Consider the following 26,605-nt stretch of genomic DNA (forward strand, 5'->3'; position numbering starts at 1 on the left):
CCCCCGTCAGTGCGGCTGCGTGCCCCCGTAGGGCGGCATCATCGTCTGGGGGCTGCGCACCCCGGCGCGGTCGAGGGCGAGCTTGATCCGCTCGCGCATCTCGCGCTGCAGGCCGAACTGCTCGTTCGCGACCGTCTTGGCCATGATGCGGATCGTGATGGCGCCGTTGGCGATCGACTCGACGCCCACGACGTTGGGCTCCTCGAGGAGGACGTCCTTCCAGGCCTCGTCGTCGTCGAGCCCGCTCACGACGTCGCGGATCGTGCGGATCGCCTTCTCGACGTCCTGGTCGTAGGCGATCGGGATGTCGACGAGGGCCGTCGACCAGCCCTGCGTCTTGTTGCCGATCCGGATGATCTCGCCGTTGCGCACGTACCACGTCATGCCGTTGGCGTCGCGCAGCTGGGTGACGCGGAGCGAGACGTTCTCGACCGTGCCGATGACCTCACCGGTGTCGATGACGTCGCCGACGCCGTACTGGTCCTCGACGATCATGAAGACGCCGGAGAGGAAGTCCTTGACGAGGCTCTGCGCGCCGAAGGCGAGGGCCACGCCGCCGACGCTCGCCGAGGCGAGCATGGGCCCGAGCGGGATGCCGACGAGCGAGAGCACCGTGAGCACGGTGATGCCGCCGACGACGAACGTCGTGATGCTCTTGAGCAGGGCCCCCATCGTCTGGGTGCGCTGCACGTGCCGGGTGTTGGCGACGCCGACGGCCTGCAGCGCCCGCCCGGCGCCCGGCAGGGTGGTCAGCCGCTCGGCCCGCTTGGAGGTCGCCGTGGTGACGACCCGGTTGATGAGCCGGTGCAGCACGAAGCGGGCGATGACACCGACGACGAGCACGGTGATGACGAGCAGCGGGGTGCCGACGAGCCAGTCGCCGACGCCCGACCATGTGAGGCCGGAGACGTCGGGCATCGAGAGGTCCACGGGCTGCTCCTGGGAGGGACTCGGGGTGGCGGGCGACGGACCGGTGGTGGGGTCCGCCGCCCGCGGGGCGAGGAGGGTGACGGTCGTGAGGGCGTCGTGCACGGGTCAGCCGCGGCGGTCGCGCTCCTGGGCCACGAGCGCGCGCGAGATGGTGTCGCGGTTCTCGGCCACCGTGCGCACGAGGCCGGGAGCGGCGTCGGCGTGCGTGGCGAGCCACGCGTCGGAGGCGTCCTTGAGCTCCTGGCTCGCGAGGGAGAACGGGTAGAAGCCGCCCACCACGCGCTCGCCGATCGCGACGCTGCGCTCGGCCCACGCGTCGACGAGCATCGCGTGGTACCGCTCGACGTAGGGCTCGAGGAGGGAGAGGTCGGTGCTGCGACGGAAGCCGGCGCTCACGGCCTCGACCATCTGGTTGGAGAGCACGTTCTGCTCCACCGCGTCGGCCCACGCCTGCGCCTTGGCCTCGGCCGTGGGGCGGGCGGCGCGTGCCTCGGCGGCGCGCTCCTTGCCCGTGGCGGTCGGGTCGCGGTCGAGCTCGGCGTCGATCTCGGCGTCGGTCGCGACACCGAGGGCGGCCAGGGCCTTGAGCAGCGTCCACCGCAGCTCGGTGTCGACGGTGAGCCCCTCGAGGGCCTCCTCGCCGGAGAGCAGGGCGCGCAGCCGGGCCTCGTCGGCGGCGTCGGCCGTCGCCGCGGCCCAGGCCTCGACGAGCTGGAACTGGGCGTCGCTGCCGGCCTCGGCCGACTCGGCCAGCGCGCGGAGCGAGGTCGCGAGCAGTGCGCCCGTCTCGGCGCGGTGCTCGGGAGCCGTGTAGAGCCGGGCCGCCGTCGACGCCTGCCCGAGGAGCACCCGGAGCAGCGTCGAGTCGGTCTCGCCGGGCAGCGACTCGAGCACGAAGCGGACGAAGTCGCGCGCCGGCATCTCGCCGTCGCGGGTCATGTCCCACGTGGCGCCGAGCACGAGCGAGCGAGGCAGCGAGTCGGTGAACCCGCGGGGGAGCGAGAGCGCGGTGGCGAGCGAGCGCTCGTCGAGGCGAATCTTGCCGTAGGCGAGGTCGTCGTCGTTGAGCAGCAGCAGGTCGGGCTGCTCCTGCCCGACGAGCTCGGCGAGGTCGGTGCGCTCGTCGGCGATGTCGACCTCGTCGTAGCCGACGCGCTCGAGCACGTCTCCCGCGTCACCCGGGCGCACGGCGTACCGGCCGATGCCGATGCGGTGCGGACGGAGCGTGGGGTGCTCGGCCGTCGCGGACTGGGTGATGACGAAGGAGCTGTAGCGCCCGTCGGCGTCGACCTCGAAGACGGGGCGCAGCGTGTTGACGCCGGCGGTCTCGAGCCACAGCCTGCTCCACGCGGTCAGCTCGCGGCCCGAGGCCTTCTCGAGCTCACCGAGCAGGTCGGCGAGGGTCGTGTTGCCCCACGCGTGCTTGCGGAAGTACTCGCGCAGCGCGGCCACGAACGGCTCGCGGCCGACGTAGGCGACGAGCTGCTTGAGCACCGAGGCGCCCTTGGCGTACGTGATGCCGTCGAAGTTGACCTCGACGTCCTCGAGGTGGCGCATGTCGGCCGCGATCGGGTGGGTCGAGGAGAGCTGGTCCTGGGTGTAGGCCCACGCCTTCTCGGACGTGCCGAAGGTCGTCCACGCGCTCGTCCACTCGGTAGCCTCGGCCTGGCACGTCGTCGACGCCCACTCGGCGAAGGACTCGTTGAGCCAGAGGTCGTCCCACCACTTCATCGTCACGAGGTTGCCGAACCACATGTGGGCCAGCTCGTGCAGGATCGTCAGCGCGCGGCGCTCGATCTTGGCCTCGGAGACCTTGGAGCGGAAGACGTAGACCTCGACGAAGGTGACGGCGCCGGCGTTCTCCATCGCGCCCATGTTGTACTCGGGCGTGAAGATCTGGTCGTACTTCTCGAAGGGGTACGGCTGGTCGAACTCCTCCTCGAAGAACGCGAAGCCCTTCTTGGTGCAGTCGAAGATGTTGTCGGCGTCGAGGTGCTGGGTCAGCGACTTGCGGCAGAAGACGCCGAGCGGCACGACGCCCTTGCGGGTCTGCACCTCGTCGCGCACCTCGTCGTACGGCCCGGCGATGAGGGCCGTGATGTAGGAGGAGATGCGCTGCGTCGGCGCGAAGGCCCAGGTGGCCACCTCGACGCCGTCGGCCACGCCGGCCGGCTCCGGCTCGGGCGTGGGGGAGTTGGAGATGACCTTCCAGTGCGCCGGAGCGGTCACGGTGAAGCTGAAGGCGGCCTTGAGGTCGGGCTGCTCGAAGACGGCGTACATGCGCCGCGAGTCGGGCACCTCGAACTGCGTGTAGAGGTAGACCTCGTTGTCGACCGGGTCGACGAAGCGGTGCAGGCCCTCGCCGGTGTTCGTGTAGCGGCCGGTCGCGTCGACGGTCAGCTCGTTCTCGGCGGCGAGGCCGCGCAACGCGATCCGCGAGTCGGCGAAGACCTCCGCCACGTCGAGGTCGGTGCCGTTGAGGGTGATCCGCTGCGCCGAGTCGGCGATGAGGTCGATGAACGAGTCGGCGCCGGGGTCGGAGCACGTGAACCGCACCGTCGTGACGGTCCGGAACGTCTCGGGTCCCGTCGTGAGGTCGAGACGGACGTCGTAGGCGTCGACGTGCAGGATCGCTGCGCGGCTCGCCGCCTCTTCGCGGGTCAGGTTCTTGCCGGGCACGTGGGGACCTCCTGGGGACGGATGCAGTGCGCGACGGATCATCGGTCGGACGGCCGCCGTCGCGGGCCATCCTCGCACGGAACCCCGAGCGCCCCACCACCGGATTGTCGGCCCGGCGGCGGGTGCCATGATGGCGCCATGACCGACGTGAACGAGAGCACCCCGACGACGACGAACCAGGTCGAGATGTGGTTCGACCCCATCTGCCCGTGGGCCTGGATGACCTCGCGCTGGCTCATGGAGGTCGAGAAGGTGCGCGACATCGAGGTGACGTGGTCGGTCATGAGCCTCGCCGTGCTCAACGCGGACCGTGACGACCTCGACGACTCGTACCGCGAGATGATGAAGACGGCGTGGGGACCGGTGCGCGTCGTCATCGCCGCCGCCCAGGCCCACGGCGACCAGGTGGTCAAGCCGCTCTACGACGCCATGGGCACCCGCATCCACCTCGGCCAGGTCAAGGACTACGACGTCGTCGTCCGCGAGGCGCTCGAGGAGGTCGGACTGCCGGCGGAGCTCGCCGAGGAGGCGCACCGCGAGACCCACGACGACGCGCTCCGGCACAGCCACGAGCGGGGCATCAGCCTCGTCGGCACGGAGGTCGGCACCCCGATCATCTCCGTCGAGGGCGTCGCCTTCTTCGGCCCCGTCGTCACGCCCGCCCCCAAGGGCGAGGCGGCCGCGCGCCTCTGGGACGGCTGCGTGCTCGTCGCCGGCACCCCCGGCTTCTACGAGCTCAAGCGGACCCGCACCCAGGGCCCCGTCTTCGACTGACACGACTCCGACCGACCCGTCACCCCCACGACACCGAGGACGACCATGCGCATTCACATCGGCGGCGACCACGCGGCGTACGAGCTCCACCGGACGCTCGTCGCGCACCTGCAGGAGGCCGGTCACGACGTCGTCGACCACGGCCCCCACGACTACGACGCCCAGGACGACTACCCCGTCTTCGTGCTGCGTGCGGCCGAGGCCGTCGCGGCCGACCCGGGCTCTCGCGGCGTCGTGCTCGGCGGGTCGGGCAACGGCGAGCAGATCGCCGCGAACAAGGTCGCCGGCATCCGGGCGGCGCTCGCGTGGAGCGCCGAGCTCGCAGGCCTGGCGCGCGAGCACAACGACGCCCACATCGTCTCGATCGGCGCGCGGTTCACGTCCGACGACGTCGCCAAGGCCATCGTCGACACGTTCGTCGCCACGGAATTCAGCGATGAGGAGCGCCACCGTCGGCGTCTGGGTATGGTTTCGGCGTACGAGACGACGGGGAACGTGCCGGCGCTGCCGGCCTCGGAAGACCGCTGAGGACGCCGCCTCCGGGCCGGTCCCCCCAGGCCCAGCAAGGGAGGCACGTGGCCACCAACGAGAGCATCGTCTCTCGGCGCGCGCGCTACGCTGCCGGACCCGTCCGTCGCCTGCGAATGCTCGGCCCGACGCTCAGCCACTCACCCTGGGTGCTCGTCACCTTCTTCGTGCTCGTGAGCGTCTGCGCGGGTGCCGGCATCTTCATCTGGCCGGACCGGGTGCCGTGGGGCGTCTACGGCCTCATCGTCGTCGCGGCGGGTCTCTTCCTCGAGCCGCGATTCCTGCTCGTCGTCTACATCGGGCTGTTCCTGTCGATGGCGATCCTCGGGGCCTACCTCGGCTCGGCGAAGACGACCACCGCCGGCGCGCAGGTCGTCACCGTCGCGACGATGGCGCTGATGATGTGGCTCTCGCACGCGCGGGCCCAGGTCGGCGTCGTCGGGGTGAGCGGCGAGTCGATGCTCGTCGACATGCGCGACCGCCTGCGCGCGCAGGGCGAGCTGCCCCCGCTGCCCGCGCCGTGGGGCGCCGAGGTCGCGCTGGAGTCGGCCTACGGCGACGGCTTCGCCGGTGACTTCGTCGTCGCGAGCCGCTCGACCGACGGCCGCACGCTCGAGATCGCGCTCGTCGACGTCTCCGGCAAGGGCCGCGAGGCCGGCACCCGCTCGCTCCTGCTCTCCGGCGCCCTCGGTGGCCTGCTCGGCGAGATGAGCCAGGGCGGCTTCCTCCAGTCGGCGAACAACCACCTGCTGCGCCTGCGCTGGGGCGAGGGCTTCGCCACGGCCGTGCACGTCGCCGTCGACCTCGAGAGCGGCGACTTCACCATCGGGTATGCCGGCCACCCCGCGGGCGTGCAGTTCGCCGCCGGCTCGGGTCGGTGGCGGATGCTGGAGGGCGGCCGCGGTCCGTTGCTCGGCGTCATCGAGCAGGCCGACTTCCCGCGCGAGCACGGCACGATCCGCCACGGCGACGCGCTCGTGCTCTACAGCGACGGCGTCATCGAGGCGCGCGACAAGGCCCTCGTCGACGGCATCGACCGCATGCTCGGCCGCGCGGAGTCCTTCATCCGCACCGGTTTCGAGGGCCTGGCCCAGCGCCTGTGCGACCAGGCGGCGGCCGGCCTGGGCGACGACCGCGCGGTCGTCGTCATCTGGCGCGGCTGAGAGCGCGCCGCGCGCGTCACTACGATGCCGGGGTGAGCGAGCGACCCCCGACGAACCTGCCCGACCTGCCGCCCGGCGTCACCCCCGCCCGGGTGCGCACCTTCGTGCGCCGGGGCCGGCTCTCCACGCTGACCCTCGACCGCGTCGAGCGCCTCGCCCCGGCCCGGTCGCTGCCCGACGGCCCCTTCGATGCCGCAACCGCCTTCGGGCGCAGCGCCCCCGTCGTCCTCGAGATCGGCTGCGGTCACGGGCACGCCGCCATCGCGTATGCCGCCGCGTTCCCCGAGCACGACATCGTGGCCATGGACGTGCACACCCCGGGCCTCGCCCGCATGCTCGCCGACGCCGACGAGGCCGGCGTGCCGAACCTGCGGGTCGAGATCGGCGACGCGGTGCTCTTCCTCGAGGAGCGGGTGGCCCCCGCCAGCTTCGACGCCGTGCACCTCTTCTTCCCCGACCCGTGGCGCAAGAAGAAGCACACGAAGCGCCGGTTCGTCAGCCGGTCCAACCTCGACGAGCTCGCCCGGGTGCTCAAGCCCGGTGGTCACGTGCTCGTCGCCACCGACCAGGACTTCTACGCCGAGCACGCGCTCGAGCAGGTCGCCGCGCACCCGCGGTTCGAGGCCCGACGCGTCGGTCGTCCCGCCTGGCGACCGGGTGCAGGCTTCGAGGCCAAGGGGATCGCCGCCGGACGCACGATCAACGAGCTGCGTTTCGACCTGCTGCCTGCGGACTGACCGCGGGCTGACCGCGGACTGACGGACCGCCCTGCCGCGACGAGCGACAGGCCCGCTGGAGGCGAGGTCGTCGCTGCCAGCGGGCCCTGTCGGTGAGTCGGGGTGACAGGATTTGAACCTGCGGCCCTTGCGTCCCAAACGCAATGCGCTACCAAGCTGCGCCACACCCCGTGGCGTCGGAATCGTAACGGACCCGAGCGCGGTCTGACGCGGGACCGCGACCGGGGCCTGTCGATTTCAGCGGCCGGACGCGAACCAGTAGGCTCGTGCCTCGGATGCCGGCAGGACCGGCTCCTCGCGGGCGTAGCTCAATGGTAGAGCCTCAGTCTTCCAAACTGATTACGCGAGTTCGATTCTCGTCGCCCGCTCCACAAAAGCGCTGGACCCCGGGGTCGGGCGCTTCCTACGGTGGCCGCATGTTCCGCCCCGACCTGCAGGACGCCCTCCGCGACCGCGACGCCGTCCTGCGCGCCTTCCTCGCCCCCGACGGCTCGCTCACGAGCATCCCGACGAAGATCCGCAAGCGGCTCGTCGTGCTCGACCTGCTCTCGCAGCAGTTCGAGCCGGGGGAGCGCTACGACGAGACGCAGGTCAACAACCGGCTCCGCGCGTTCCACCCGGACGTGGCCGCCCTGCGCCGCTACCTCGTCGAGGAGGGCTTCCTCGATCGAGCCGACGGCAGCTACTGGCGCAGCGGCGGCACCGTCGACTGACCCGTCAGCGGAAGCCGAGCGCCTCGCTGAGGTGGCTCTCGGCGCCGTCGGCCTCGAGGCCCGCCTCGACCGCGGCGGCGGTGCGCGGCGAGGGCCACGCGTGCACCCAGAAGAGCGCGAACCCGCCGGGCAGCGCGATGAGCAGCGGCAGCCACGTGTGCGGCGTGAAGAGGAACGAGGCCGCGAACGCGACGAGCACCGGGGCCTCGGCGAGCGCCGTGCGCAGGGTCGTCGTCGACGTGAAGTAGCGCAGGCTGGTGGCCTCGGCGTTCTCACGGGGCAGGCCGAGCGGCAGGGAGGGAACGGCATACCCGACCCAGCGGATGAGCACGGCCGCGGCGACGAGCGTGGCGAGCACGAGCGCGACCGCCCACGGCGAGGGCATCGGTGCCGCCGGGTCGACGAGGATGCGCACCGCGCTCAGCATCGGCGCCCCCATGCCCACGGCGACGCACACCATCTGGATCGGTCGGAGCGTGGCGCGCTCGGGCGAGGCGAAGGGGCTCGGCGTGGTGCTCATGGGGCCCGAGCATAGGCGGACCGAGGGCCTGGACGATCCGCGCATTTAGCCATCCGGCCCCCGGCCTATAGCATGGTGCGCTGGCCCGTCCGTTCACCGTCGACGACCACGTCGGCACCACCCCAGGAGTACCCCGCAGTGAAGAGTGCGCTCGAGACCCTCAGCCCGACCCGGGTCAAGATGACCGTCGAGGTCCCGTTCGAGGAGCTCAAGCCGAGCCTCGACGCGGCTATCAAGCACATCGGTGAGCACATCCAGGTGCCCGGCTTCCGCAAGGGCAAGGTCCCGGCCCGGATCATCGAGCAGCGTGTCGGCCGTGCCGCCGTGCTCGAGGAGGCCGTCAACAACGCCCTGCCGACCTTCTACGGCCAGGCCCTCGAGGAGAACGAAGTGCGCCCGCTCGGCCAGCCCGAGATCACCGACCTCAAGGTGCCCGCCACCGACGGTGAGGACTTCGTCTTCACCGCCGAGGTCGACAAGCGCCCCGAGATCGACCTGCCCGACTTCGGTGGCATCGAGCTCACGGTCGACGAGGTCAAGGTCGAGGACGAGGCCGTCGAGCAGCGCCTCACCGACCTGCGCGCCCGCTTCGGCACGCTCAAGGGCGTCGACCGCGCCGTGCAGGACGGCGACTTCGTCTCCATCGACCTGTCCGCCGAGATCGACGGCGAGCAGATCGACGAGGTGACCGGCGTCTCCTACGAGGTCGGCAGCAAGAACATGCTCGAGGGTCTCGACGAGGCGCTCGTCGGCATGACGTCCGACGAGACCAAGCAGTTCACGGCCCCGCTCGCCGGTGGCGACCAGGAGGGCCAGGAGGCCAACTGCACCGTGACCGTCACCGCGGTCAAGGAGCGCGAGCTTCCCGAGCTCGACGACGAGTTCGCCCAGCTGGCCTCGGAGTTCGACACCCTCGACGAGCTCAAGGCCGACCTCACGGCCAAGGCCGAGGTCGACGCCAAGTTCGCCCAGGGCGTCGCCGCCCGCGACCAGCTGCTCGAGGCCATCCTCGAGAAGGTCGAGGTGCCGATCCCCGAGAGCATCGTCGAGGCCGAGGTGCACAGCCACCTCGAGGGCGAGGGTCGTCTCGAGGACGACGAGCACCGCGCCGAGGTCGGCGAGAGCACCCGCAAGGGCCTCAAGACCCAGCTCGTGCTCGACGCCATCGCCGAGAAGGAAGAGGTCAAGGTCGAGCAGCAGGAGCTCATCGAGTTCCTCGTCATGAGCTCGCAGCAGTACGGCATGGACCCGAACCAGTTCGCGCAGTCGCTCGACCAGGAGGGTCAGATCCCCGCCATGGTCGCCGAGGTCGCCCGCCGCAAGGCGCTCGCGACGGTGCTCGAGAAGGTCTCCGTCAAGGACACCGCGGGCAACGTCGTCGACCTCAACGAGGCCGTCCCCGGCACCGAGGGTGACGACGACGACGCCGCCGTCGAGGGCGTCGAGGCCGACGAGGCCACGTCCGAGAAGGCCGACGCCTGAGCGTCCCCTCCACTCCGGAGCCTGAGGCCGGTCCCCGCACGGGGGCCGGCCTCACGCGTCCCCGGGTAGCGCCGCCCGCCCCCGGGGTACGTCGCAGGGGAGCCGCCGGCCGGTGGCCGCTGGATCAGACGCACCCGGAGAAGGAGCCCCACCGATGAGCAACGACGACACCAACCCGCCCGAGGGCGACAGCGCGGCGGCCCAGGGCTCGGGCGACGACGCCGAGCGGGGCAACCTCGACGGCAGCAACGCCACCGACGAGCCCCGCGACCGCTCGCTCGACCAGGCGGCGGGCAACGGCTCGTTCGACCAGGTCTCCGACCAGAGCAGCGACTCCGAGACGAGCGACACCTCCGACCTCGGCGAGTCCGGGCAGGACAACGGCCTCAACGACTGACCGCGCCCCGACACCCGACCTCGCCGACGGCATACGGCCGCGGCGGGGTCGCGCGTGTCGTCAGGCCCCCGCGCGCACACGGACGGTTGCGCGGCACCGGCTCAGGTTTGTGCGCTCACGGCGAACACGGCGCGATTCGGGAAATCCGGCCGAGGGGTCGGGCGTTAGGGTCAGTGACGAGCCAGCCGGCGCCACATCCCGTGGCGGGAGGCTGGACCACTTCGACGATGGAGACATGGTGATTTCGGAGACCTCCGCCAACGGCAACGGCATGCCGGGTGGTCTGGACGACCACATCTACAACCGCCTGCTCAAGGAGCGGATCATCTTCCTCGGGTCGGACGTGCGCGACGACAACGCGAACGCCATCGCCGCGCAGCTGCTGCTGCTCTCGGCCGAGGACCCCGAGAAGGACATCTGGCTCTACATCAACAGCCCCGGCGGGTCGATCTCGGCCGGCATGGCCATCTTCGACACGATGAACTGGATCCCCAACGACGTCGCCACCGTCGCGATGGGCATGGCCGCCTCGATGGGGCAGTTCCTCCTCTCGGCCGGCACGAAGGGCAAGCGCTACGCGACGCCCCACGCCCGCGTCATGATGCACCAGCCCTCGGGCGGCATCGGCGGCACCGCGACCGACATCAAGATCCAGGCCGAGCAGATGCTCTACGTCAAGAAGCAGATGGCGCGGCTCATCGCCGAGCACACCGGCCAGACCGTCGAGCAGATCGAGAAGGACTCCGACCGCGACCGCTGGTTCAGCGCGGAGGAGGCCAAGGAGTACGGCTTCGTCGACCACGTCTTCAGCCGGGCCGACCAGGCGGTCGAGGGCAAGGGCGTCGGCCAGGCCGACGCCAAGGACGAGAACTGACCGCGGCGGCCTGAACCAGGACTTGGAGACACACATGAACATCGAACCCACCAACCGCCTCGCGGTGCCCGGCCCCTCGAGCCGCTACATCCTGCCGCAGTTCGAGGAGCGCACCTCCTACGGCATGAAGCGGTCCGACCCCTACAACAAGCTCTTCGAGGACCGCATCATCTTCCTCGGCGTGCAGGTCGACGACGCGTCGGCCGACGACATCATCGCCCAGCTGCTCGTGCTGGAGTCGCTCGACCCCGACCGCGACATCCTCATGTACATCAACAGCCCGGGTGGCTCGTTCACCGCCATGACGGCGATCTACGACACGATGCAGTTCGTCCGGCCCGACATCCAGACGTTCGTCATCGGCCAGGCCGCCTCGGCCGCCGCGGTGCTGCTCGGCGCCGGTGCGCCGGGCAAGCGCTTCGCCCTGCCGAACGCGCGCATCCTCATCCACCAGCCGGCGCTCTCGGGCGGCGACTACGGGCAGGCCTCGGACATCGAGATCCAGGCCAACGAGGTCCTGCGCATGCGCACCTGGCTCGAGGACACCCTCGCGCACCACACGGGTCGCACCTCGGAGCAGGTCCGCAGCGACATCGAGCGCGACAAGATCCTCTCGTCCGAGGACGCCAAGGCCTACGGCCTCATCGACGAGGTGCTCGCCTCGCGCAAGGCCTCGCTCGAGAACTGAGCCGCCGCTCGTCGTCACGAGCAGGTATGCCGCAGGGCCGGGTTCCGCTGGGACCCGGCCCTGCGGCATACCTGCTCGCCCGCCGCCCCACCTGCTTGGATGGGGTGACGGCAGCAGTCGATCGGTGGAGGTGCGGCATGGCGAGCGCGGAGTTCGAGCAGGCGGTCGAGGCGGTCAAGGGGCTGACCCGCGACCCGGGCAACGACGTGAAGCTGAGGCTCTACGGCCTCTTCAAGCAGGCGACCTCCGGCGACGTGACGGGCTCGCGGCCCGGCTTCACCAACCCGGTCGGTCGGGCCAAGCACGACGCCTGGGCGAAGCTGGCCGGCACCTCGCCCGAGGCCGCGCAGGAGCAGTACGTCGCCGTGGTGCGCGACCTCACCGCCGGCTGACGCGGCCGGCCGCACGTCCAGCCGTGGCCGGAATGTGGTGGCGTCCGGGCCGCGCCGACCACAACGATCCAGCCACGGCCGGCCGGGGGAGGCGGGTGCCGCGAGGCGCGGCCCGTACTCTCGGCCCATGAGGGCGTATGCCGTTCGCGTCGTCGCCGTCGCCGGGCTGGTGGCGGTCGGCCTCGGGGTCACGGCCCCGGGCGCCTCCGCGTCGTGCGCCGGGCGCAGCGCCGCCGAGGTGGTGGCCGACTCCGACGTCGTGCTCGCGGGCCGGCTCGCCGACGTCGACGACCCCGGGGGCGCCCAGAGCCCCCACGACGTCGTGTGGAGCGTCGAGGTCGCGGCGGTCCACCGGGGCACGGCGCCGCGCACCGCCCACGTCCTCGCCACGCAGTACTCGCACGAGGACGTGACCGCGGGCAGGTCGTACGTCTTCGCGCTCGACGTCGTCGACGGCGGGCTCCGCGCCGGCGGCTGCCAGGACGTGGCTCCGGCCGGCACGGCCGACGCCGCGGCCATGACGTCCTCCGCCGGGCCCGGTGCGGCGCCCGTCGACGACCGGTCGGCGCCTGGCGCCGCGGTGCCGGGCGCCGCGGTGCCGGAGGTGGCGCAGCGGTGGTCGTGGTGGGCGAGCCCGCTCGGCATGCTCACCATCGCCCTCCTCGGGCTCGTCGGGGTCACCGTGGGCGGTCTCGCCCTCGCCGTCGTGCTCGGCCTCGTCGTGGGACGCCGCCACGCCGCGGAGCCCCGCCCGCCCCGCGCGCGCCGCCCCGGGGACGGTGCGGGAGAGGACAATTCGACTGGAATGTCGTTCAAGTGACACGGTCGTCGTTTGTCCGCCATCAGCGGACAAACGGCGTTGCGCGAGCGGTGGCGGCCTGCGCCGTCGTCTAATGGAGTCGGCCCCACGTCCGGGGCCGGCCGAGTGCACCTCGCGTTCGGCGCGAACGGACCAGGAGCGAATCGGTGGCACGCATCGGAGAAGGCGGGGACCTGCTCAAGTGCTCTTTCTGCGGGAAGAGCCAGAAGCAGGTCAAGAAGCTCATCGCCGGGCCGGGTGTCTACATCTGCGACGAGTGCATCGACCTCTGCAACGAGATCATCGAGGAGGAGCTCGCCGAGAGCAGCGAGCTGGGCCTTGACCACCTGCCGAAGCCGCGTGAGATCTTCGACTTCCTCGAGAACTACGTCATCGGCCAGGACGTCGCCAAGAAGTCGCTGGCCGTGGCCGTCTACAACCACTACAAGCGCATCCAGGCCGGAGAGGCCGCCAAGCGCGACGACGACCACGTCGACATCGCCAAGTCGAACATCCTGCTCATCGGCCCCACCGGCTCGGGCAAGACCTACCTCGCGCAGACCCTCGCGAAGATGCTCAACGTCCCCTTCGCCATCGCCGACGCGACGGCCCTGACCGAGGCCGGCTACGTCGGCGAGGACGTCGAGAACATCCTCCTCAAACTCATCCAGGCCGCCGACTACGACGTCAAGAAGGCCGAGACGGGCATCATCTACATCGACGAGGTCGACAAGATCGCCCGCAAGAGCGAGAACCCGTCGATCACCCGCGACGTCTCCGGCGAGGGCGTGCAGCAGGCACTGCTCAAGATCCTCGAGGGCACGACCGCCTCGGTGCCCCCGCAGGGCGGGCGCAAGCACCCGCACCAGGAGTTCATCCAGATCGACACGACGAACGTGCTCTTCATCGTCGGCGGCGCGTTCGCCGGCCTCGAGAAGATCATCGAGTCGCGTTCGGGCCGCAAGGGCCTCGGCTTCGGCCAGCCCCTGCACAACCCGAAGGACCTGGGGGACAGCTTCCAGGACGTCATGCCGGAGGACCTGCTGAAGTTCGGACTCATCCCCGAGTTCATCGGCCGCCTCCCCGTGCTGACGACCCTCGCGCCACTCGACCAGCAGGCGCTCGTCAACATCCTCACCGTGCCGCGCAACGCGCTCGTCAAGCAGTACCAGCGGATGTTCGAGATCGACGGCGTCGACCTCGAGTTCACCGACGAGGCCATCGAGGCCGTGGCCGACCAGGCCCTGCTGCGCGGCACCGGTGCCCGCGGCCTGCGCGCCATCATGGAGGAGGTCCTCCTCCCCGTGATGTTCGACGTGCCGAGTGACGACGGCATCGCCCGGGTCGTCGTGACCCGCGAGGTCGTGCTCGACAACGTCAACCCGACGATCGTGCGCCGCGAGTCCGAGCCCCGCGCCAAGCGGCCGCGCAAGGAATCCGCCTGAGCCGCAGGCGCACTCGCCGCTCGGGGTGAGGGGAATCTGACCCGTGGCCGCAGCCTTCCACCTCGCCGCCGGCGACAGCGCGCCCGTGCAGCAGACGAGCACGACGTGCGGCTCCGCGTCGCTCGCGGTCGCCCGGATGCTGCGCGACCCCGCGCTCGCGCGCTGGGTGCGTGACGGCATCCGTCCGCTCGGCGTCGTCGCCGACGCCCGTGACCCCGGGACGCCGACCGGGCGCTTCGCGGCGTACGAGCAGGTCGTTGCGGGGCGCACGAACGCCGCCCTCGGCCCCGGCGCCCGGCCCCAGCTGCCGTGGCCCCGCGCGCTCGGCACGCCGCCGTGGGGCGCCCGCCGCGAGCTCGAGCACGGCGCCGCCGACCCCGGCACGCCCTACGGCGTGGGCTGGCTGCGCACCCGCGGCCCGGCGGGGCTGGCGCAGGCGCATGCCGCCCTGCGCACCCGGGTGCGCCCCGGCGCGCCCGCGCTGCTCTACGTCGGCAACGCCTGGGCGCCGCGCCACGTCGTGCTCGTGCTGCCGTCGGCCGGGGGCGGGGGCCCGGAGCTCGCGGTCTACGAGCCCTCGATCGGGCGCGTCGTCGACCTCGACGAGGCGGCGTTCGCCAGCCGGACGCTGCGTCTCGGTGGCTGGGACGTCCCCTGGCTCACCGTCCAGCCCGACCCCCACTGACCGTCGAGAGGCCAGTTTCTGCGGGTCCGCCCCCGTCGAGAGGCCACCATTGGTGGGTGCGGGCCGGTCGAGAGGCCAGAGCCATCGACGAGAAGTGGCCACTCGACGCGACCGAAGTCGCAAAGAGTGGCCACTCGACGGTTGAAGCGGGGGGTCAGCCCATGTGGGCGGGGGCTGCCCCGTCGGACGCCAGCTCGCCGTGGCGCACCGTGAGGAAGAGCAGCGTCACGACGCCGCCGACGGCGATCATGATCGCCGCGACGAGGTAGGCCCGGCTCGCGCCGTAGGTGAAGGCCTCGTGGGCGATCGCCTGCTGCGCGGCCGCCACGGCCTCCTTGCTCGGCGCGGGACCGCCCTGCGGCAGGCGGGCCGTGAGCTCGGCGACCTTGTCGCCCATGTTGTTGACGAAGATCGTGCTCAGCGTCGCGAGGCCGAGCGTGCCGCCGACCTGCTGCATCGTGTTGAGCACGGCCGAGGCCACCGAGGAGTCCTCGTGCTCGACGGCGTGCACGGCCGTCAGCGTGAGCGGCACGAAGATGAGGCCCAGCCCGAAGGCGAGGACGACGATCCACGGCAGGAGGTTGGCGGCATACGTGCTCTGCGGCGTCAGGTGCGTGAAGCCCCACATGCCGACCGCGGCGAAGCCGGCGCCCGCGCCGGAGATCCAGCGCGGGTCGACGCGCGAGATGAGGAAGGAGGCGACCTGCGCGGCCACGACGATGCCGACCGAGAACGGCAGGAACGCGAGGCCGGTCTTGAGGGCGGAGTAGCCGAGGATCGTCTGGATGTAGATGCCGAGGAAGTAGAACATCGCGAACATGCCGGCGCCCACGATGAGCATGACGAAGTACGACGTGCCGCGTGTGCGGTCGCCGGGGATGCGCATCGGCAGCAGCGGGTGCGCGACGCGCGTCTCGATGACGACGAAGGCGACGAGCAGGACGACGCCGACGGCGAGGTAGGCGACGGTGGTCGCGTCGCCCCACGAGGTGCTGGCCGCGTGGGTCAGGCCGTAGACGAGCGCCGAGAGGCCGACGATCGAGGTGATCGCACCGGGCACGTCGAGAGAGCCGCGGCCGTCCTCGGACTCGGTGAGGATGCGCTGGGCGAAGAACGCGACGACGATGCCGATCGGCAGGTTGATGAAGAAGTTCCAGCGCCAGTCGATCTCGGTCAGCGCGCCACCGAGGATGAGGCCGATCGCGGCGCCGGCGCCGGACATGGCGGCGAACACGCCCATGGCCTTGTTGCGCTCCTTGCCGGCCGGGAAGGTGGTCGTGATGAGCGCGAGCGCGTTCGGCGCGGCGAGCGCACCGCCGAGGCCCTGCACGGCACGGGCGCCGAGCATCATCGCCTCGTTCTGGGCGACGCCCGCGACGAGCGAGGAGAGCGTGAACAGCGCGACGCCCCAGACGAACATGCGCCGGCGGCCGTAGAGGTCGCCGAGACGGCCACCCAGCAGCAGCACGCCGCCGAAGGCGAGCGTGTAGATGGTGATGACCCACTGCAGGTTCGCCTGGCTGAAGCCGAGGTCGCGCTCGATGTGGGGCAGGGCGATGTTCACGATCGTGCCGTCGAGCACGATCATCAGCTGCGCGGCGCAGATGACGAAGAGTGCGAGGCCGAGCCGCTTCGGAGGGGTGTCGTGGGAGGTGAAGGAGCCGGACGGCTCCTCGACCTCGTCGACGGTGGTCGAAGACATGGGTGTTCCTCTTTCAGGGCGAGGTGGTGACGTGGAGGTGGGGTGGGGCGGCCGGCGCCGGGGCGCAGGCCGCGCGTGGTGCCGGCCGGCTCAGCGGCGCTCAGGTCGCGGCACGAGGCTGGCCGCGCAGGCCGGGAGGACGACGGTGTCCACGAACTCGGCGATGCGCTCCGGCCCGGGTCGACGCCCCGAGAGCAGCGCCTCGTGGATCGACAGGGCCGGCAGGACCATCAGGAGGGTGTCGACGTCGGCGTCGGCACCCAGCTCGCCCCGCTGGCGGGCGTGGTCGAAGATGACGCGGGCGGCCTCGATCTTCGGGGCCACGAACCGCTCGTGGATGCCGCGGGCCAGCTCGGGCTCGCGGTGGATGACGGGGAGCAGCGCGCTCCACGTGTCGACGACGTCGTCGTCGTCGAGTCCGCCCCGGGCGCAGGCCTGGGCGAGCAGGTCGCCGCGCAGGGTGCCCGTGTCGGGGTCCTGCTCGGCGGGGCAGTCCATGAAGAGGCCGACCGCGTCGATGACGAGGTCGCGCTTGTGCGGCCAGCGCCGGTAGAGCGTCGCCTTGGACGCGTGGGCCGCAGCGGCCACGGCGTCGAAGGTGAGCCGGTCGTAGCCGACCTCGCGGAGCACCTCGATCGCGCTCTCGAGCAGCTCGACCTCGCGGTCACCGGCCACCCGGGGGCGGCTGGTGGGGAGGGGCTCGGGTGCGGCGGTGCCGTCGGTGCCGGTGCGCTCACCCATGCTGGCCTCCTCTCGATGAAACGAAACTGTTTCGTTTCATCGAAGGGTAGGTCGTCGCGCCGTCCGGGGCAAGCGGCGTGCCAGCGGTGGAGTCAGCCGGGGGTGGTGGGCGGGCTCGTGCGCAGCAGCCACAGGCCGACGGCGACGCCGCCGAGCCCGAGGACGTATGCCGCGGGCACGAGTCCCAGCGGCCGCGCCGACAGCGCTCCGGCGAGCAGGGCGACGGGGACGGCGGCTGCGGCAGCGACGGCCGCGTGGCGCACCCACCGCCGCACGGTGCGCCGTGTGAAGGAGCCGGCCGGCGGGGAGGACGCCGCCAGCGCGGCCGCGGCGTGCGCGCCGACCGCGCCGAGCGCGGCCGGCAGCGACCACCACGAGAAGCTGCCCGCGGGGGTCAGCACGAACCACCCGAGCAGGAGCAGCGCCCACAGGGCGAGCGGCGCGGCGGAGCCGGCCCACGACAGGGTGAGCAGCGGCACGAGCACGAGGGCCCACCAGATCGCGTCGAAACCGCCCGCCGCGACCGACAGGCCGGCGAGGTAGAGCGCCACCCCGCCCATGCCCGCGGCGGCCGCGCCGAGCTGGCTGAGCGACCACTCCGGTCCGGCGCCGAACCGGAGCGTGCGCCGCACGGGATGGGTGGTCGGCAGGGTGGGGTCGACGGGGGCGCCGGCGTCGGAGGGGCCGCGGGGTTCGCGGGGGTCAGGGGCGGCGGGCACGGTCACCGGGTCACCGCCTCGCCATCCGGGGGGCGGCCGCGCGCCGGGCGACGTCACGCAGCACCTGGTCGAGCGAACCGGGGCCGCGCCACGGCACGACGGGCACGCCCCGCAGGCGCAGCCCGTGCACCTCGGCGTCGCGCGAGAGCAGGCGCATCCGCCAGGCCAGGGCCTCGTAGGGGTTGTCCGGGTTGCGGGCGAGGTGTTCCGGGAACGTGTCGATGACCACGACCGTGCGCCCACGTGCGGCGAGCGTGTGCGCGAGCGTCACCATGGTGGGCTCGACGAGCGGCGAGAGCACGAGGCAGAGGGCGTTCGCGTCGACGGCCCGGACGGCGCGCTCGCCGGTGTCGCGGCGCTCGGTGGCGGGGGAGATCGCGGCCAGGGTGTCGAGCACCCGGCGCAGGTGGTTGGTGCCCGAGCCGGTGCCGAGCGTCGGCACCTCGGCCGAGCCGACCGTCCGCAGGGTCAACCGGTCGTTGCTGCGCAGGAAGTGCTCGCTGAGGGCCCCGGCCGCCCGCACCGTGACGTCGAGGCTCGTCGGACGGCCGTCGATGCCCTCGCGGGGCCCGAGGTCGCTGAAGCAGTCGACGAGCAGGAAGACGTGGGCGTCCTCGTCGGTGAAGGTCGACGTGACGTGCAGCCGCCCGGTGCGCATCGAGACCGGCCAGTGGATGCGGCGCAGCCGGTCGCCCGGGTGGAACTCCCGGATCGTGCTGAACTCCGAGCCCGAGCCGGGCCGGTTCGAGCGGTTGAGCCCGACGATGCCGCGGGGGTGCGGCGTCGGGGCGCTCGCGTCGAAGGCGGCCGGCACGGGCAGCGTCGCCGCGTCGAGGTCGGGCAGGTCGACCGGCCCCACGCGGAAGGCGCCCCACGTGCTGACGAGGGCGACGCTCACCGTGCCGATGCGCCGGCGCCCCCACCGGGTCGAGCGCAGGCCGAGCACGGCGACGCCGTCCTCGAGCTCCGCGATGCCGCTCGAGGGCTTGCGCTCCATCCAGGCCGACCGGGCGAGCGTCACGACACCGTGCACGTCGGCGTCGGCCGGCTCGGTGCGCACGACGAGACCGGTCACGGCGCCCTCGCGCAGGGTGGTCTCGCCGAGCCGCGCCGTGGCGGTCACGTCGCTGCGCGGCCGGGCGAGGTGCCCCCAGGCCGCCGCGACGGCGAGCGGGGCCACGATGACGAGCAGGTCGGCGCGGCGGCCGAGGACGGCCGCGATGGCACCCACGGCGGCGAGCACGATGGCGCGCTGGTGCGCCGCCGTCGACTCCCAGGCGCCGAGACGTCGCTCGGCCGTCCGGCGCGGGTGCCAGGTCTGCACGGGTCAGCCCGCTGCCGGGTCGGAGCCGAGGTGCTCGCGGGCCGAGGGCGCCGTCACCGTGCGCAGCAGGCTCTCGACGACGCCCGACCCGGACGCGTTGCCCATCCACAGCTCCGGCTTGACGGTGATCCGGTGGGCGAGCACGGGCACGGCGACGGCCTTGACGTCCTCGGGGGTCACGTAGTCGCGACCGTCGATGACGGCATACGCCCGCGAGCACAGCAGCAGGCCGAGCGCGCCACGCGGTGAGGCGCCCATGAGCACGTCGCCGTGGGTGCGCGTCGCCGCGGCGAGCGCCACGCAGTAGCGGCCGACGGACTCGTCGACGACGGTCGCCTCGACGGCGGCCTGCATCGCGAGCAGCTGCTCGGCGTCGACGACCGGGTCGAGCTCCTGCTCCTCGCGCTGGCGCGTCATGCGGTTGGCGAGGATCTGCCACTCCTGGTCGAGCGTGGGGTAGCCGAAGGAGATGCGCATGAGGAAGCGGTCGAGCTGCGCCTCCGGCAGCGGGTAGGTGCCCTCGTACTCCACGGGGTTCGCGGTCGCGAGCACGTGGAAGGGGCGGGGGAGCGGGAAGGTGCGGCCCTCCACGGTGACCTGCTTCTCCTGCATGGCCTCGAGCAGGGCCGACTGCGTCTTGGGCGGCGTGCGGTTGATCTCGTCGGCGAGCAGCAGCCCGGCGAAGAGCGGCCCGGGCCGGAACTCGAAGTCCGCGGAGCGCTGGTCGTAGATGAACGACCCCGTGATGTCGCCGGGCAGCAGGTCGGGGGTGAACTGGGCGCGCTTGAAGTCGAGGCCGAGCGCCTGCGCGAAGCTGCGGGCCGCGAGCGTCTTGCCGAGCCCGGGGAAGTCCTCCAAGAGCACGTGCCCGCCCGCGAGGATGCCGGACAGGACGAGGCGCAGCGCCTCCCGCTTGCCGACGACGGCGCGGTCGACCTCGTCGAGGACGGCGCCGGCGAGCTCGCCCACGCGGGTCAGGTTCATCTCGGTCATGCGCTACCACTGCTCGATTCGTCGGAGGATGGGGTCGAGGCGCCGGGGCGTGTAGAGGTCGGGTGGGGGCAGCCCGACGAGGAGGTCCCACAGCTCGGGCGGGGTGACGCCCTGCGCCCACCGGGGCTCCTCCTCCGCCACGATGCCGTGCCGCGCGTAGAGGCGCTCGCGGACGAGCACCTGCAGCTGCACGTGCAGGTCGTGCACGAGGGCCTCGCGGCCCTCGCCGCGGGTGTTCGCGGCCTCGAGGCGGCCGGCGAGGTTGGTCACGCGGAAGTCGCTGCCACGGGCGCGCCCGGCCGGGTCGCCGTCGACGAGGGGCCACGTCGTCAGGTGCTGCGGCGCCGTGTGGTCGACGAGGTGCCAGACGAGGCCGGCGACCGAGACGAGGATCGCGAGGAGCACCGGCACGTCGGGGCGCAGGCCCAGCGCGGCGGTGAGGAGCGAGAGCGCCACCCACGTGAGCACCAGCCAGACGAGCCGGCGGCGCCAGGGCCGCAGCAGGGCGACGGTCGCCGCGACGCGGCTCGGCGGGCGCTGGCGGGCACCGCGGGGCAGGGGGCGCACGCGCGGGGGGAGGTCGTCAGGCACGCCGGTCACGACCGCGTCCCCCCGTCGCTCGGCCCGCTCGGCCCGCTCGGCCCGCTCGAGCCGGTCGGCTCCTGCTCCGCCCGCCGAGCGGCCTGCTGCGCGGCCACGCGCTCGAGGTCGTCGATGAGGACCCGCAGGTCGCCGACGGCCCGGCGCCGCTCGGGCTCGCCGAGGGGGTGCACCGAGAAGCGGGCCTCGCGGAAGAGCGCGCCGAGGTCGGCGAGCCGCTCGGCGTCGACGGGCCAGACGCCGAGCACCCGCGCGGTGTACTCGCTCGAGGTCTCGGCGGGCAGCCGTGGCAGGCCGGTGGCGGACGCCGACGACTCGAGGCCGAGCCACGCGGCGACGATGGCGTTGCGCGGCTCGCCGGTCTCGAGGTCGAGCAGCCGTGACCGGGCGGTCTCGAGCAGCTCGGTCGGCACGATCGGGATCGTGAAGTCGGGCTCCTCGTGCACCGTGACGTGCGGCTTGCGCAGCAGGGAGCGGAGCAGCTGCACGACCACGACGAGCAGGACGATGACCGTGAAGGCGAGCACGAGCTGCACGAGCACGATGAGGAAGGGCGACGGCTCCAGCGGTGTCGCGGCCGCCGACGTCGGTGGCCGCGACGGTGTCGCGTCCACCGTGCTCGTCGTGATGGTCGGCAGCCGGGTCACGGTCTCGCTCTGCACCGGCCGGGAGAGCAGCGGCAGGGGCTTGCCGAGCGCGGCCACGACGAGGGCGGCCATGACGACGACACCCCCGAGGACCGCGGCCAGCACCCCCCGTCTCGACATGCGGGAACCCTATGCCAGCGGCGCTGCCCGCGGACCGTTCAGGCCGGTGGAGGTGTCTTCTCGGCGGGGACGAGCTCGGCGTCACGCACCTCGACGGCCTCGCCCTCGGCATACGCCAGCTCGCTGATGCGACCCGTGGCGCGCAGGTCGGCCTCGGCGGAGCGCACGTGCGCCACCGACGCGGCCGGCGCGACGAGCGTCATGGTGCGCACCTCGGCGCGCATGCCGACCTTCGCCTCGGACTTGACCTTGCGCACGCCGGCGAGCGCGGCGCCCACCGAGGCGAGCAGCGCGGCGTCACCGCCGGTCGGCAGCTCGCCCCGGGTCGGCCACGGCTGGCGGTGCACCGAGCCCTCGCCGAACCACGACCACACCTCGGCGGTCGCGTAGGGCAGGAACGGCGCGAGGAGGCGCAGCAGCGTCTCGAGCGCGAGGCGCAGCGCGGCACGGGCGCTCGCGGCCGCCTCGTCGCCCTGGCCGCCGTAGGCGCGGTCCTTGACGAGCTCGAGGTAGTCGTCGCAGAAGGTCCAGAAGAAGGTCTCGGTCACCTCGAGCGAGCGCGTGTAGTCCCAGCCCTCGAAGCCCTGCGTGGCCTTGTCGACGACGTCGGCGAGCGCCGAGAGCATCGACAGGTCAAGGGGATTCGTGACGGAGGCCCGCAGGTCGCCGGAGACGTCACCGAAGCCGAGCGCGAACTTGCTCGCGTTGAGCACCTTGATCGCGAGGCGCCGGCCGACCTTCATCTGGCCGGTGTCGTAGGCGGCGTCGGTGCCGAGGCGACCCGACGCGGCCCAGTAGCGCACGGCGTCGGCGCCGTTGGCCTTGACGACGTCCTCGGGCGTCTCGGCGTTGCCCTTGCTCTTGCTCATCTTCTTGCGGTCGGGGTCGAGGATCCAGCCGCTGATCGCGGCGTGGCGCCACGGCGCGACGCCGTGCTCGAGGAAGGAGCGCGTCACCGTGGCGAAGAGCCAGGTCCGGATGATGTCGTGCCCCTGCGGCCGCAGATCGTAGGGGAAGATCGAGGAGAAGAGCGCCTCGTCGGAGCCGAGCCGGCCCGTGCCCTCGGCCGCGCCCTCGCGCACCGGCCAGCCGGCCGCGATCTGCGGGGTGAGCGACGACGTCGCCCACGTGTCCATGATGTCGGGGTCGGCGACGAAGCCGCCGGGCACGCCGCGCTGGCCCTCCTCGTAGCCCTCGGGCACGTCGATCTGCGGGTCGACCGGCAGCGCCGACTCCGGGGCGACGATCGGGTGGGCGTGGTCGGTCTCGCCCTCGGCGGTCACGGGGTACCAGACCGGGAAGGGCACGCCGAAGAAGCGCTGGCGCGAGATGAGCCAGTCGCCGTTGAGGCCCTCGACCCAGTTCTTGTAGCGCGAGCGCATGAAGGCGGGGTGGAAGTCGACCTCGTCACCCATCCCGACGAGCTTGCCGCGCAGGGCCTCCTCGCGGCCGCCGTTGCGGATGTACCACTGCCGCGACGTGACGATCTCGAGGGGCTTGTCGCCCTTCTCGTAGAAGTTCGCCTTGCGCTGGGTCTTCTGCGGCTCGCCGTCGAGGTCGCCCGACTCGCGCAGCGCCGCGACGACGGCCTCGCGCGCGCTGAACGTCGTCTTGGTGGCGAGCGAGCCGGCATACAGCTCCTCGCCGGGGCCGCCGACGAGCCACTCGGGCGTCTCGGCCTGCAGGCGCCCGTTGCGGGTGATGAGCGAGCGGATCGGCAGCTGCAGCTCGCGCCACCAGATGACGTCGGTGAGGTCGCCGAACGTGCAGCACATGGCGATGCCGGCGCCCTTGTCCATCTCGGCCGCGCGGTGCGCGAGCACCGGCACCTCGACGCCGAACAGGGGCGAGGTGACGGTCGTGCCGAAGAGGCCCTGGTAGCGCTCGTCGTCGGGGTGCGCGATGAGCGCGACGACCGACGGGATGAGCTCGGGGCGGGTCGTCTCGATGAAGACCGGCTCGCCGTCGGGACGGTGGAAGGCGACCCGGTGGTAGGCGCCCGGGTAGTCGCGGGCCTCGAGCTCGGCCTGCGCGACGGCCGTCTGGAACGTCACGTCCCAGAGGCCCGGGGCCTCGCTCTGGTAGGCCTCGCCGCGGGCGAGGTTGCGCAGGAAGGCCTGCTGGGCGACGGCGCGCGAGCGCTCGTCGATGGTGCGGTAGCTGATGTCCCAGTCGAGGCTGAAGCCGAGCCGGCGGAAGAGCGACTCGAAGGTCACCTCGTCCTTGACCGTCAGCACGTCGCACAGCTCGATGAAGTTCTTGCGGCTGATCGGGCGCTGGTCGGCGGCCTTGATGGCCTTGCCCTTGGCGTCGACGCCCTCCTCGAACGGCGGCGTGAAGCCCTCCTCGTAGGGCAGGCTCGCGTCGCCGCGCACGCCGTAGTAGTTCTGCACGCGGCGCTCGGTCGGCAGGCCGTTGTCGTCCCAGCCGATGGGGTAGAAGACCTCGAGGCCCTGCATGCGCTTGTAGCGCGCCATGCAGTCGGTGTGCGTGTAGCTGAAGACGTGGCCCACGTGCAGGCTGCCGCTCGCGGTCGGCGGCGGCGTGTCGATGGCGAAGACCTGGTCGCGGGGCAGCGTCAGGGCCCGCTCGCGGTCGAAGGCGTAGGTGCCCTCGTCGGCCCATACCTGCATCCACTTCTCCTCGAGGCCGTCGAGCGAGGGCCGCTCGGGGATCCGCGAGGTCGTGGCGTCAGGTGCGTCAGTCATGCGAGCAATCCTTCCATGGTCGTCGGGGTGCCCTCGACCACCTTTCCCGGACGCCCGGGGAGGGGTCGTATGCCGTCGCTCTCGGCCGGGCGCCCCCGGCTCAGAGGTCGCAGCCCGGCAGGTCGCAGCCGTCGCAGCCGTCGCCGCAGCCGGGCAGCCCGTCCCACGAGAAGAGCGAGTCGGTGGCGTCGGTGAAGCCGTCGACGCCGTCGAGGAGGTCGCCGGCGTCCGCCATCCACGTGAGCTCGCCGAGGTCGCCGAGCGCGTCGCCGAGCGAGAGGTCCGCGCCGTCGGGGCCCGACCCGCCGAAGTCGTACCAGTCGAGGCCGTCGACGTAGTCGCCCCAGTGGCTCTCCTTCGCGAGGTCGCGCAGCAGGTCGGCGAAGTGGGCCGTGAGACCGAACGCGACGGCGTACGGCAGGTAGCCGGTGAGCAGGGCGCGCTTCTCCTCGAACCTCAGCCGGTCGGCCTCGGCCGTCGCGAGGTACTCGCGGAAGCCCAGCGCCTGGATGCGCAGGGCGGTGCCCTCGGCGGTGCGCGGCGTGCGCGCGCCGCCGAAGCGGGCCAGCACGACGAGGGCGACGAGGAGGCCGACGAGGACCGGTGTCAGCGACCAGTCGTGCGCGTCGAGGAACGCGGTCACCACGACGACGGCGGCGGCGAGCGTGAGCGGCACGAGGACCGCGAGCCCCGCCGCGCGGGTGCGCCCGTTGCGTGCCCGGGGGTGGCGGGCGTACCAGCCGCGGTCGACGACCTCGCGGTAGAGCCCGATCTGGGCCTCCCGCATGGTGAGGGCGAAGGAGCCCCGCAGCTCCGAGAGCCGCACGTGGTCGCGGCCCTCGAAGAGCCGGTCGAGGAGCAGCTGCTCGAAGGCCGACGGGGTCTCCTCGGGCTGGCTGGGGCTGCGGCGCAGCTCCCAGTCGCGCGGCCGCTCGTCCTCGCGCTCGCGCACGTCGACGATGCGGAACCAGCCGCGCACGGCGAGGTCGAGCAGGGTCGCGCTGACGTCGTGCGGGTCGGCGACGCCGTCGACGACCGTGCCCACGACCCCTGGCCGCACGACGCCCGCGCGCGCCTCACCCGGTCGGGTTGCCCCCGGCGGTGCGAAGGCCGGGGCCACGGTGCCCGACCACTGGCCGCCGCGCACGCGGCGCCGCGGTGCGCGGGCGGGGTCGGCCGGCAGCAGGCCGGGCGTCACGTCGACGAAGACCTCGTCGCGCCCGCGCCACCACTTGACGAGCACCACGAGAGCGGCCAGCGCGACGGGCACGAGGCCGAGCGCCGACGCCCCCACGAGGGTGTCGCGGTCGACGAGGGCCGGCACGTGGGCCGGCACGTGGGCCAGCACGGCGGCCGTGGCGTCGGTCACTGCGGCGATGGTGCTCACGGTCGTCCCCCGTCCGTCGGCGCGCCCGTTCGGCGCATCGGCGTGCCGAAGCGTAGCGACGCAGGGCAGAGTGTCCCCATGGAGCCCGTCTACTCGTCCGTCATCGGTTTCGCCCGCGGGGTGTTCGCGATGCAGGGGCTGAAGTTCACCATCCTCGGCGAGGACAACGTGCCCCGCAGCGGCGGAGCCGTCATGGCGGTCAACCACACCGGCTACTTCGACTTCGCCTACGCGGGCCTCGCCGCGCAGGGCTCGGGCCGCCTCGTGCGCTTCATGGCCAAGGACGGCGTCTTCTCGCACCCCGTCAGCGGGCCGCTCATGCGCGGCATGCACCACATCCCCGTCGACCGCACCGCCGGCGCGAGCTCGTATGCCGCCGCCCTCGACGCGCTGCGCGGTGGCGAGATCGTCGGGGTGTTCCCCGAGGCGACGATCTCGCGCTCGTTCGAGCTCAAGGAGTTCAAGACCGGCGCCGCGCGGATGGCGGCCGAGGCGGGCGTGCCGATCCTGCCCGTCGTCATCTGGGGGAGCCAGCGGGTCTGGTCCAAGGGGCTGCCGCGCCGCCTCGGCCGCACGAACGTGCCGATCCTCATCACCGTGGGTGAGCCCGTGCCCGCGCCGGCCGACGCCGACCCGGAGGAGGTGACGACCCGCTACAAGGCCGTCATGGCCGAGCTGCTCGACACGGCCCAGGCCGCCTACGAGCCGCTCACCGGACCCGACCTCAAGTACCTGCCGGCCCGGCTCGGCGGCACCGCCCCGACCCTCGCCGAGGCCACCCGTCTCGACGAGGAGGACGCTCGGGAACGGCAGCGTCGTGCGGACGCCGAGCGGGGCTTCTCCGCCGACCTCTGAGGG

At 72.5% G+C, this 26,605-nt stretch carries 26 protein-coding genes and 2 tRNA genes; 15 read left to right on the forward strand and 13 right to left on the reverse strand.

The annotated features are described in order from the left end of the window. Window positions 1–6: 6 nt before the first annotated feature. Complete coding sequence (locus tag ABD979_RS15655) at window positions 7–930, reverse strand: mechanosensitive ion channel family protein (protein WP_345508428.1); 924 nt, start codon at window positions 928–930, stop codon at window positions 7–9. Between the two features lie 105 nt (window positions 931–1,035). Then, window positions 1,036–3,609: an aminopeptidase N gene (gene pepN / locus ABD979_RS15660; protein WP_345508429.1), complete on the reverse strand. Its 2,574-nt coding sequence runs from the start codon at window positions 3,607–3,609 to the stop codon at window positions 1,036–1,038. A 138-nt stretch (window positions 3,610–3,747) separates the two neighbouring features. Here pepN and ABD979_RS15665 point away from each other — a divergent pair, with 138 nt between their 5' ends. From ABD979_RS15665 to trmB, 4 genes are read left to right on the forward strand one after another with little or no spacing between them, the layout of a single operon-like run. Further along, window positions 3,748–4,383, forward strand: a complete 636-nt coding sequence (locus ABD979_RS15665) for a mycothiol-dependent nitroreductase Rv2466c family protein (protein WP_345508430.1) — start codon at window positions 3,748–3,750, stop codon at window positions 4,381–4,383. Window positions 4,384–4,428: 45 nt separating this feature from the next. Then, window positions 4,429–4,911: a ribose-5-phosphate isomerase gene (locus tag ABD979_RS15670; RefSeq protein WP_345508431.1), complete on the forward strand. Its 483-nt coding sequence runs from the start codon at window positions 4,429–4,431 to the stop codon at window positions 4,909–4,911. Between the two features lie 47 nt (window positions 4,912–4,958). Beyond that, window positions 4,959–6,074: a PP2C family protein-serine/threonine phosphatase gene (locus ABD979_RS15675; protein ID WP_345508432.1), complete on the forward strand. Its 1,116-nt coding sequence runs from the start codon at window positions 4,959–4,961 to the stop codon at window positions 6,072–6,074. Between the two features lie 32 nt (window positions 6,075–6,106). After that, window positions 6,107–6,811 carry a tRNA (guanosine(46)-N7)-methyltransferase TrmB gene (trmB, locus tag ABD979_RS15680; RefSeq protein ID WP_345508433.1) on the forward strand — a complete coding sequence of 235 codons (705 nt, stop codon included), beginning with the start codon at window positions 6,107–6,109 and terminating at the stop codon, window positions 6,809–6,811. Between the two features lie 97 nt (window positions 6,812–6,908). On the opposite strand, the gene ABD979_RS15685 is transcribed toward trmB, so the two are convergent. Then, window positions 6,909–6,982, reverse strand: a tRNA-Pro gene (locus ABD979_RS15685). 126 nt (window positions 6,983–7,108) lie between these two features. Between ABD979_RS15685 and ABD979_RS15690 the strand changes: the two genes are divergently transcribed. Together ABD979_RS15690 and ABD979_RS15695 are read left to right on the forward strand one after the other, a co-directional pair. After that, a tRNA-Gly gene (locus tag ABD979_RS15690) sits at window positions 7,109–7,182 on the forward strand. 45 nt (window positions 7,183–7,227) lie between these two features. Next, window positions 7,228–7,524: a DUF2087 domain-containing protein gene (locus tag ABD979_RS15695; RefSeq protein WP_345508434.1), complete on the forward strand. Its 297-nt coding sequence runs from the start codon at window positions 7,228–7,230 to the stop codon at window positions 7,522–7,524. 4 nt (window positions 7,525–7,528) lie between these two features. On the opposite strand, the gene ABD979_RS15700 is transcribed toward ABD979_RS15695, so the two are convergent. Next, window positions 7,529–8,044, reverse strand: coding sequence for a hypothetical protein (locus ABD979_RS15700; protein ID WP_345508435.1), 516 nt, complete (start codon window positions 8,042–8,044; stop codon window positions 7,529–7,531). A 138-nt stretch (window positions 8,045–8,182) separates the two neighbouring features. On the opposite strand from ABD979_RS15700, the gene tig reads away from it, so the two are divergent. From tig to ABD979_RS15740, 8 genes are all read left to right on the forward strand, one after another. Then, the gene (tig, locus tag ABD979_RS15705; RefSeq protein ID WP_345508436.1) at window positions 8,183–9,526 is read left to right on the forward strand and encodes a trigger factor; all 1,344 of its coding nucleotides are present in this window, start codon (window positions 8,183–8,185) and stop codon (window positions 9,524–9,526) included. Window positions 9,527–9,680: 154 nt separating this feature from the next. Further along, window positions 9,681–9,923 (forward strand): hypothetical protein, encoded by a 243-nt coding sequence (locus ABD979_RS15710; protein WP_345508437.1) that lies wholly within the window; start codon window positions 9,681–9,683, stop codon window positions 9,921–9,923. Window positions 9,924–10,158: 235 nt separating this feature from the next. Beyond that, a complete protein-coding gene (locus ABD979_RS15715) occupies window positions 10,159–10,797 on the forward strand; it encodes an ATP-dependent Clp protease proteolytic subunit (protein WP_345508438.1) in 639 nt (212 codons plus the stop codon). 34 nt (window positions 10,798–10,831) lie between these two features. Further along, window positions 10,832–11,485, forward strand: coding sequence for an ATP-dependent Clp protease proteolytic subunit (locus tag ABD979_RS15720; RefSeq protein WP_345508439.1), 654 nt, complete (start codon window positions 10,832–10,834; stop codon window positions 11,483–11,485). 137 nt (window positions 11,486–11,622) lie between these two features. After that, a complete protein-coding gene (locus ABD979_RS15725) occupies window positions 11,623–11,877 on the forward strand; it encodes an acyl-CoA-binding protein (RefSeq protein WP_345508440.1) in 255 nt (84 codons plus the stop codon). Between the two features lie 127 nt (window positions 11,878–12,004). Then, a complete protein-coding gene (locus ABD979_RS15730) occupies window positions 12,005–12,697 on the forward strand; it encodes a hypothetical protein (protein ID WP_345508442.1) in 693 nt (230 codons plus the stop codon). Between the two features lie 146 nt (window positions 12,698–12,843). Then, window positions 12,844–14,121, forward strand: a complete 1,278-nt coding sequence (gene clpX, locus ABD979_RS15735; protein ID WP_345508444.1) for an ATP-dependent Clp protease ATP-binding subunit ClpX — start codon at window positions 12,844–12,846, stop codon at window positions 14,119–14,121. A 43-nt stretch (window positions 14,122–14,164) separates the two neighbouring features. After that, window positions 14,165–14,806 carry a hypothetical protein gene (locus ABD979_RS15740; RefSeq protein WP_345508446.1) on the forward strand — a complete coding sequence of 214 codons (642 nt, stop codon included), beginning with the start codon at window positions 14,165–14,167 and terminating at the stop codon, window positions 14,804–14,806. Between the two features lie 154 nt (window positions 14,807–14,960). Here ABD979_RS15740 and ABD979_RS15745 read toward each other — a convergent pair whose 3' ends face one another. The 9 genes from ABD979_RS15745 to ABD979_RS15785 form a co-directional block, all read right to left on the reverse strand. Next, the gene (locus ABD979_RS15745; protein WP_345508448.1) at window positions 14,961–16,508 is read right to left on the reverse strand and encodes a DHA2 family efflux MFS transporter permease subunit; all 1,548 of its coding nucleotides are present in this window, start codon (window positions 16,506–16,508) and stop codon (window positions 14,961–14,963) included. 90 nt (window positions 16,509–16,598) lie between these two features. Continuing rightward, on the reverse strand, window positions 16,599–17,249 hold the full coding sequence (locus ABD979_RS15750; RefSeq protein ID WP_345508450.1) for a TetR-like C-terminal domain-containing protein: 651 nt from the start codon (window positions 17,247–17,249) through the stop codon (window positions 16,599–16,601). 92 nt (window positions 17,250–17,341) lie between these two features. Continuing rightward, entirely contained in the window at window positions 17,342–17,974 is a 633-nt protein-coding gene (locus ABD979_RS15755) for a hypothetical protein (RefSeq protein WP_345508452.1), read from the reverse strand. Between the two features lie 4 nt (window positions 17,975–17,978). Beyond that, window positions 17,979–19,292: a DUF58 domain-containing protein gene (locus ABD979_RS15760; protein ID WP_345508454.1), complete on the reverse strand. Its 1,314-nt coding sequence runs from the start codon at window positions 19,290–19,292 to the stop codon at window positions 17,979–17,981. A 3-nt stretch (window positions 19,293–19,295) separates the two neighbouring features. Beyond that, window positions 19,296–20,285, reverse strand: coding sequence for an AAA family ATPase (locus ABD979_RS15765; RefSeq protein ID WP_345508455.1), 990 nt, complete (start codon window positions 20,283–20,285; stop codon window positions 19,296–19,298). 3 nt (window positions 20,286–20,288) lie between these two features. Further along, window positions 20,289–20,885 (reverse strand): hypothetical protein, encoded by a 597-nt coding sequence (locus tag ABD979_RS15770; protein WP_345508456.1) that lies wholly within the window; start codon window positions 20,883–20,885, stop codon window positions 20,289–20,291. Then, a complete protein-coding gene (locus ABD979_RS15775; protein WP_345508457.1) occupies window positions 20,882–21,652 on the reverse strand; it encodes a DUF4129 domain-containing protein in 771 nt (256 codons plus the stop codon). Before ABD979_RS15775 ends, ABD979_RS15770 begins: the two co-directional genes overlap by 4 nt. A 38-nt stretch (window positions 21,653–21,690) precedes the next feature. Beyond that, window positions 21,691–24,360, reverse strand: coding sequence for a valine--tRNA ligase (gene valS, locus ABD979_RS15780; protein WP_345508458.1), 2,670 nt, complete (start codon window positions 24,358–24,360; stop codon window positions 21,691–21,693). A gap of 100 nt (window positions 24,361–24,460) precedes the next feature. After that, complete coding sequence (locus tag ABD979_RS15785) at window positions 24,461–25,729, reverse strand: DUF2207 family protein (protein WP_345508459.1); 1,269 nt, start codon at window positions 25,727–25,729, stop codon at window positions 24,461–24,463. Window positions 25,730–25,825: 96 nt separating this feature from the next. Between ABD979_RS15785 and ABD979_RS15790 the strand changes: the two genes are divergently transcribed. Next, on the forward strand, window positions 25,826–26,602 hold the full coding sequence (locus ABD979_RS15790) for a lysophospholipid acyltransferase family protein (protein ID WP_345508460.1): 777 nt from the start codon (window positions 25,826–25,828) through the stop codon (window positions 26,600–26,602). Window positions 26,603–26,605: the final 3 nt, after the last annotated feature.

Origin of the sequence: Terrabacter aeriphilus (genome assembly GCF_039542985.1) — a bacterium.
Taxonomy (GTDB): Bacteria; Actinomycetota; Actinomycetes; order Actinomycetales; family Dermatophilaceae; genus Terrabacter; species Terrabacter aeriphilus.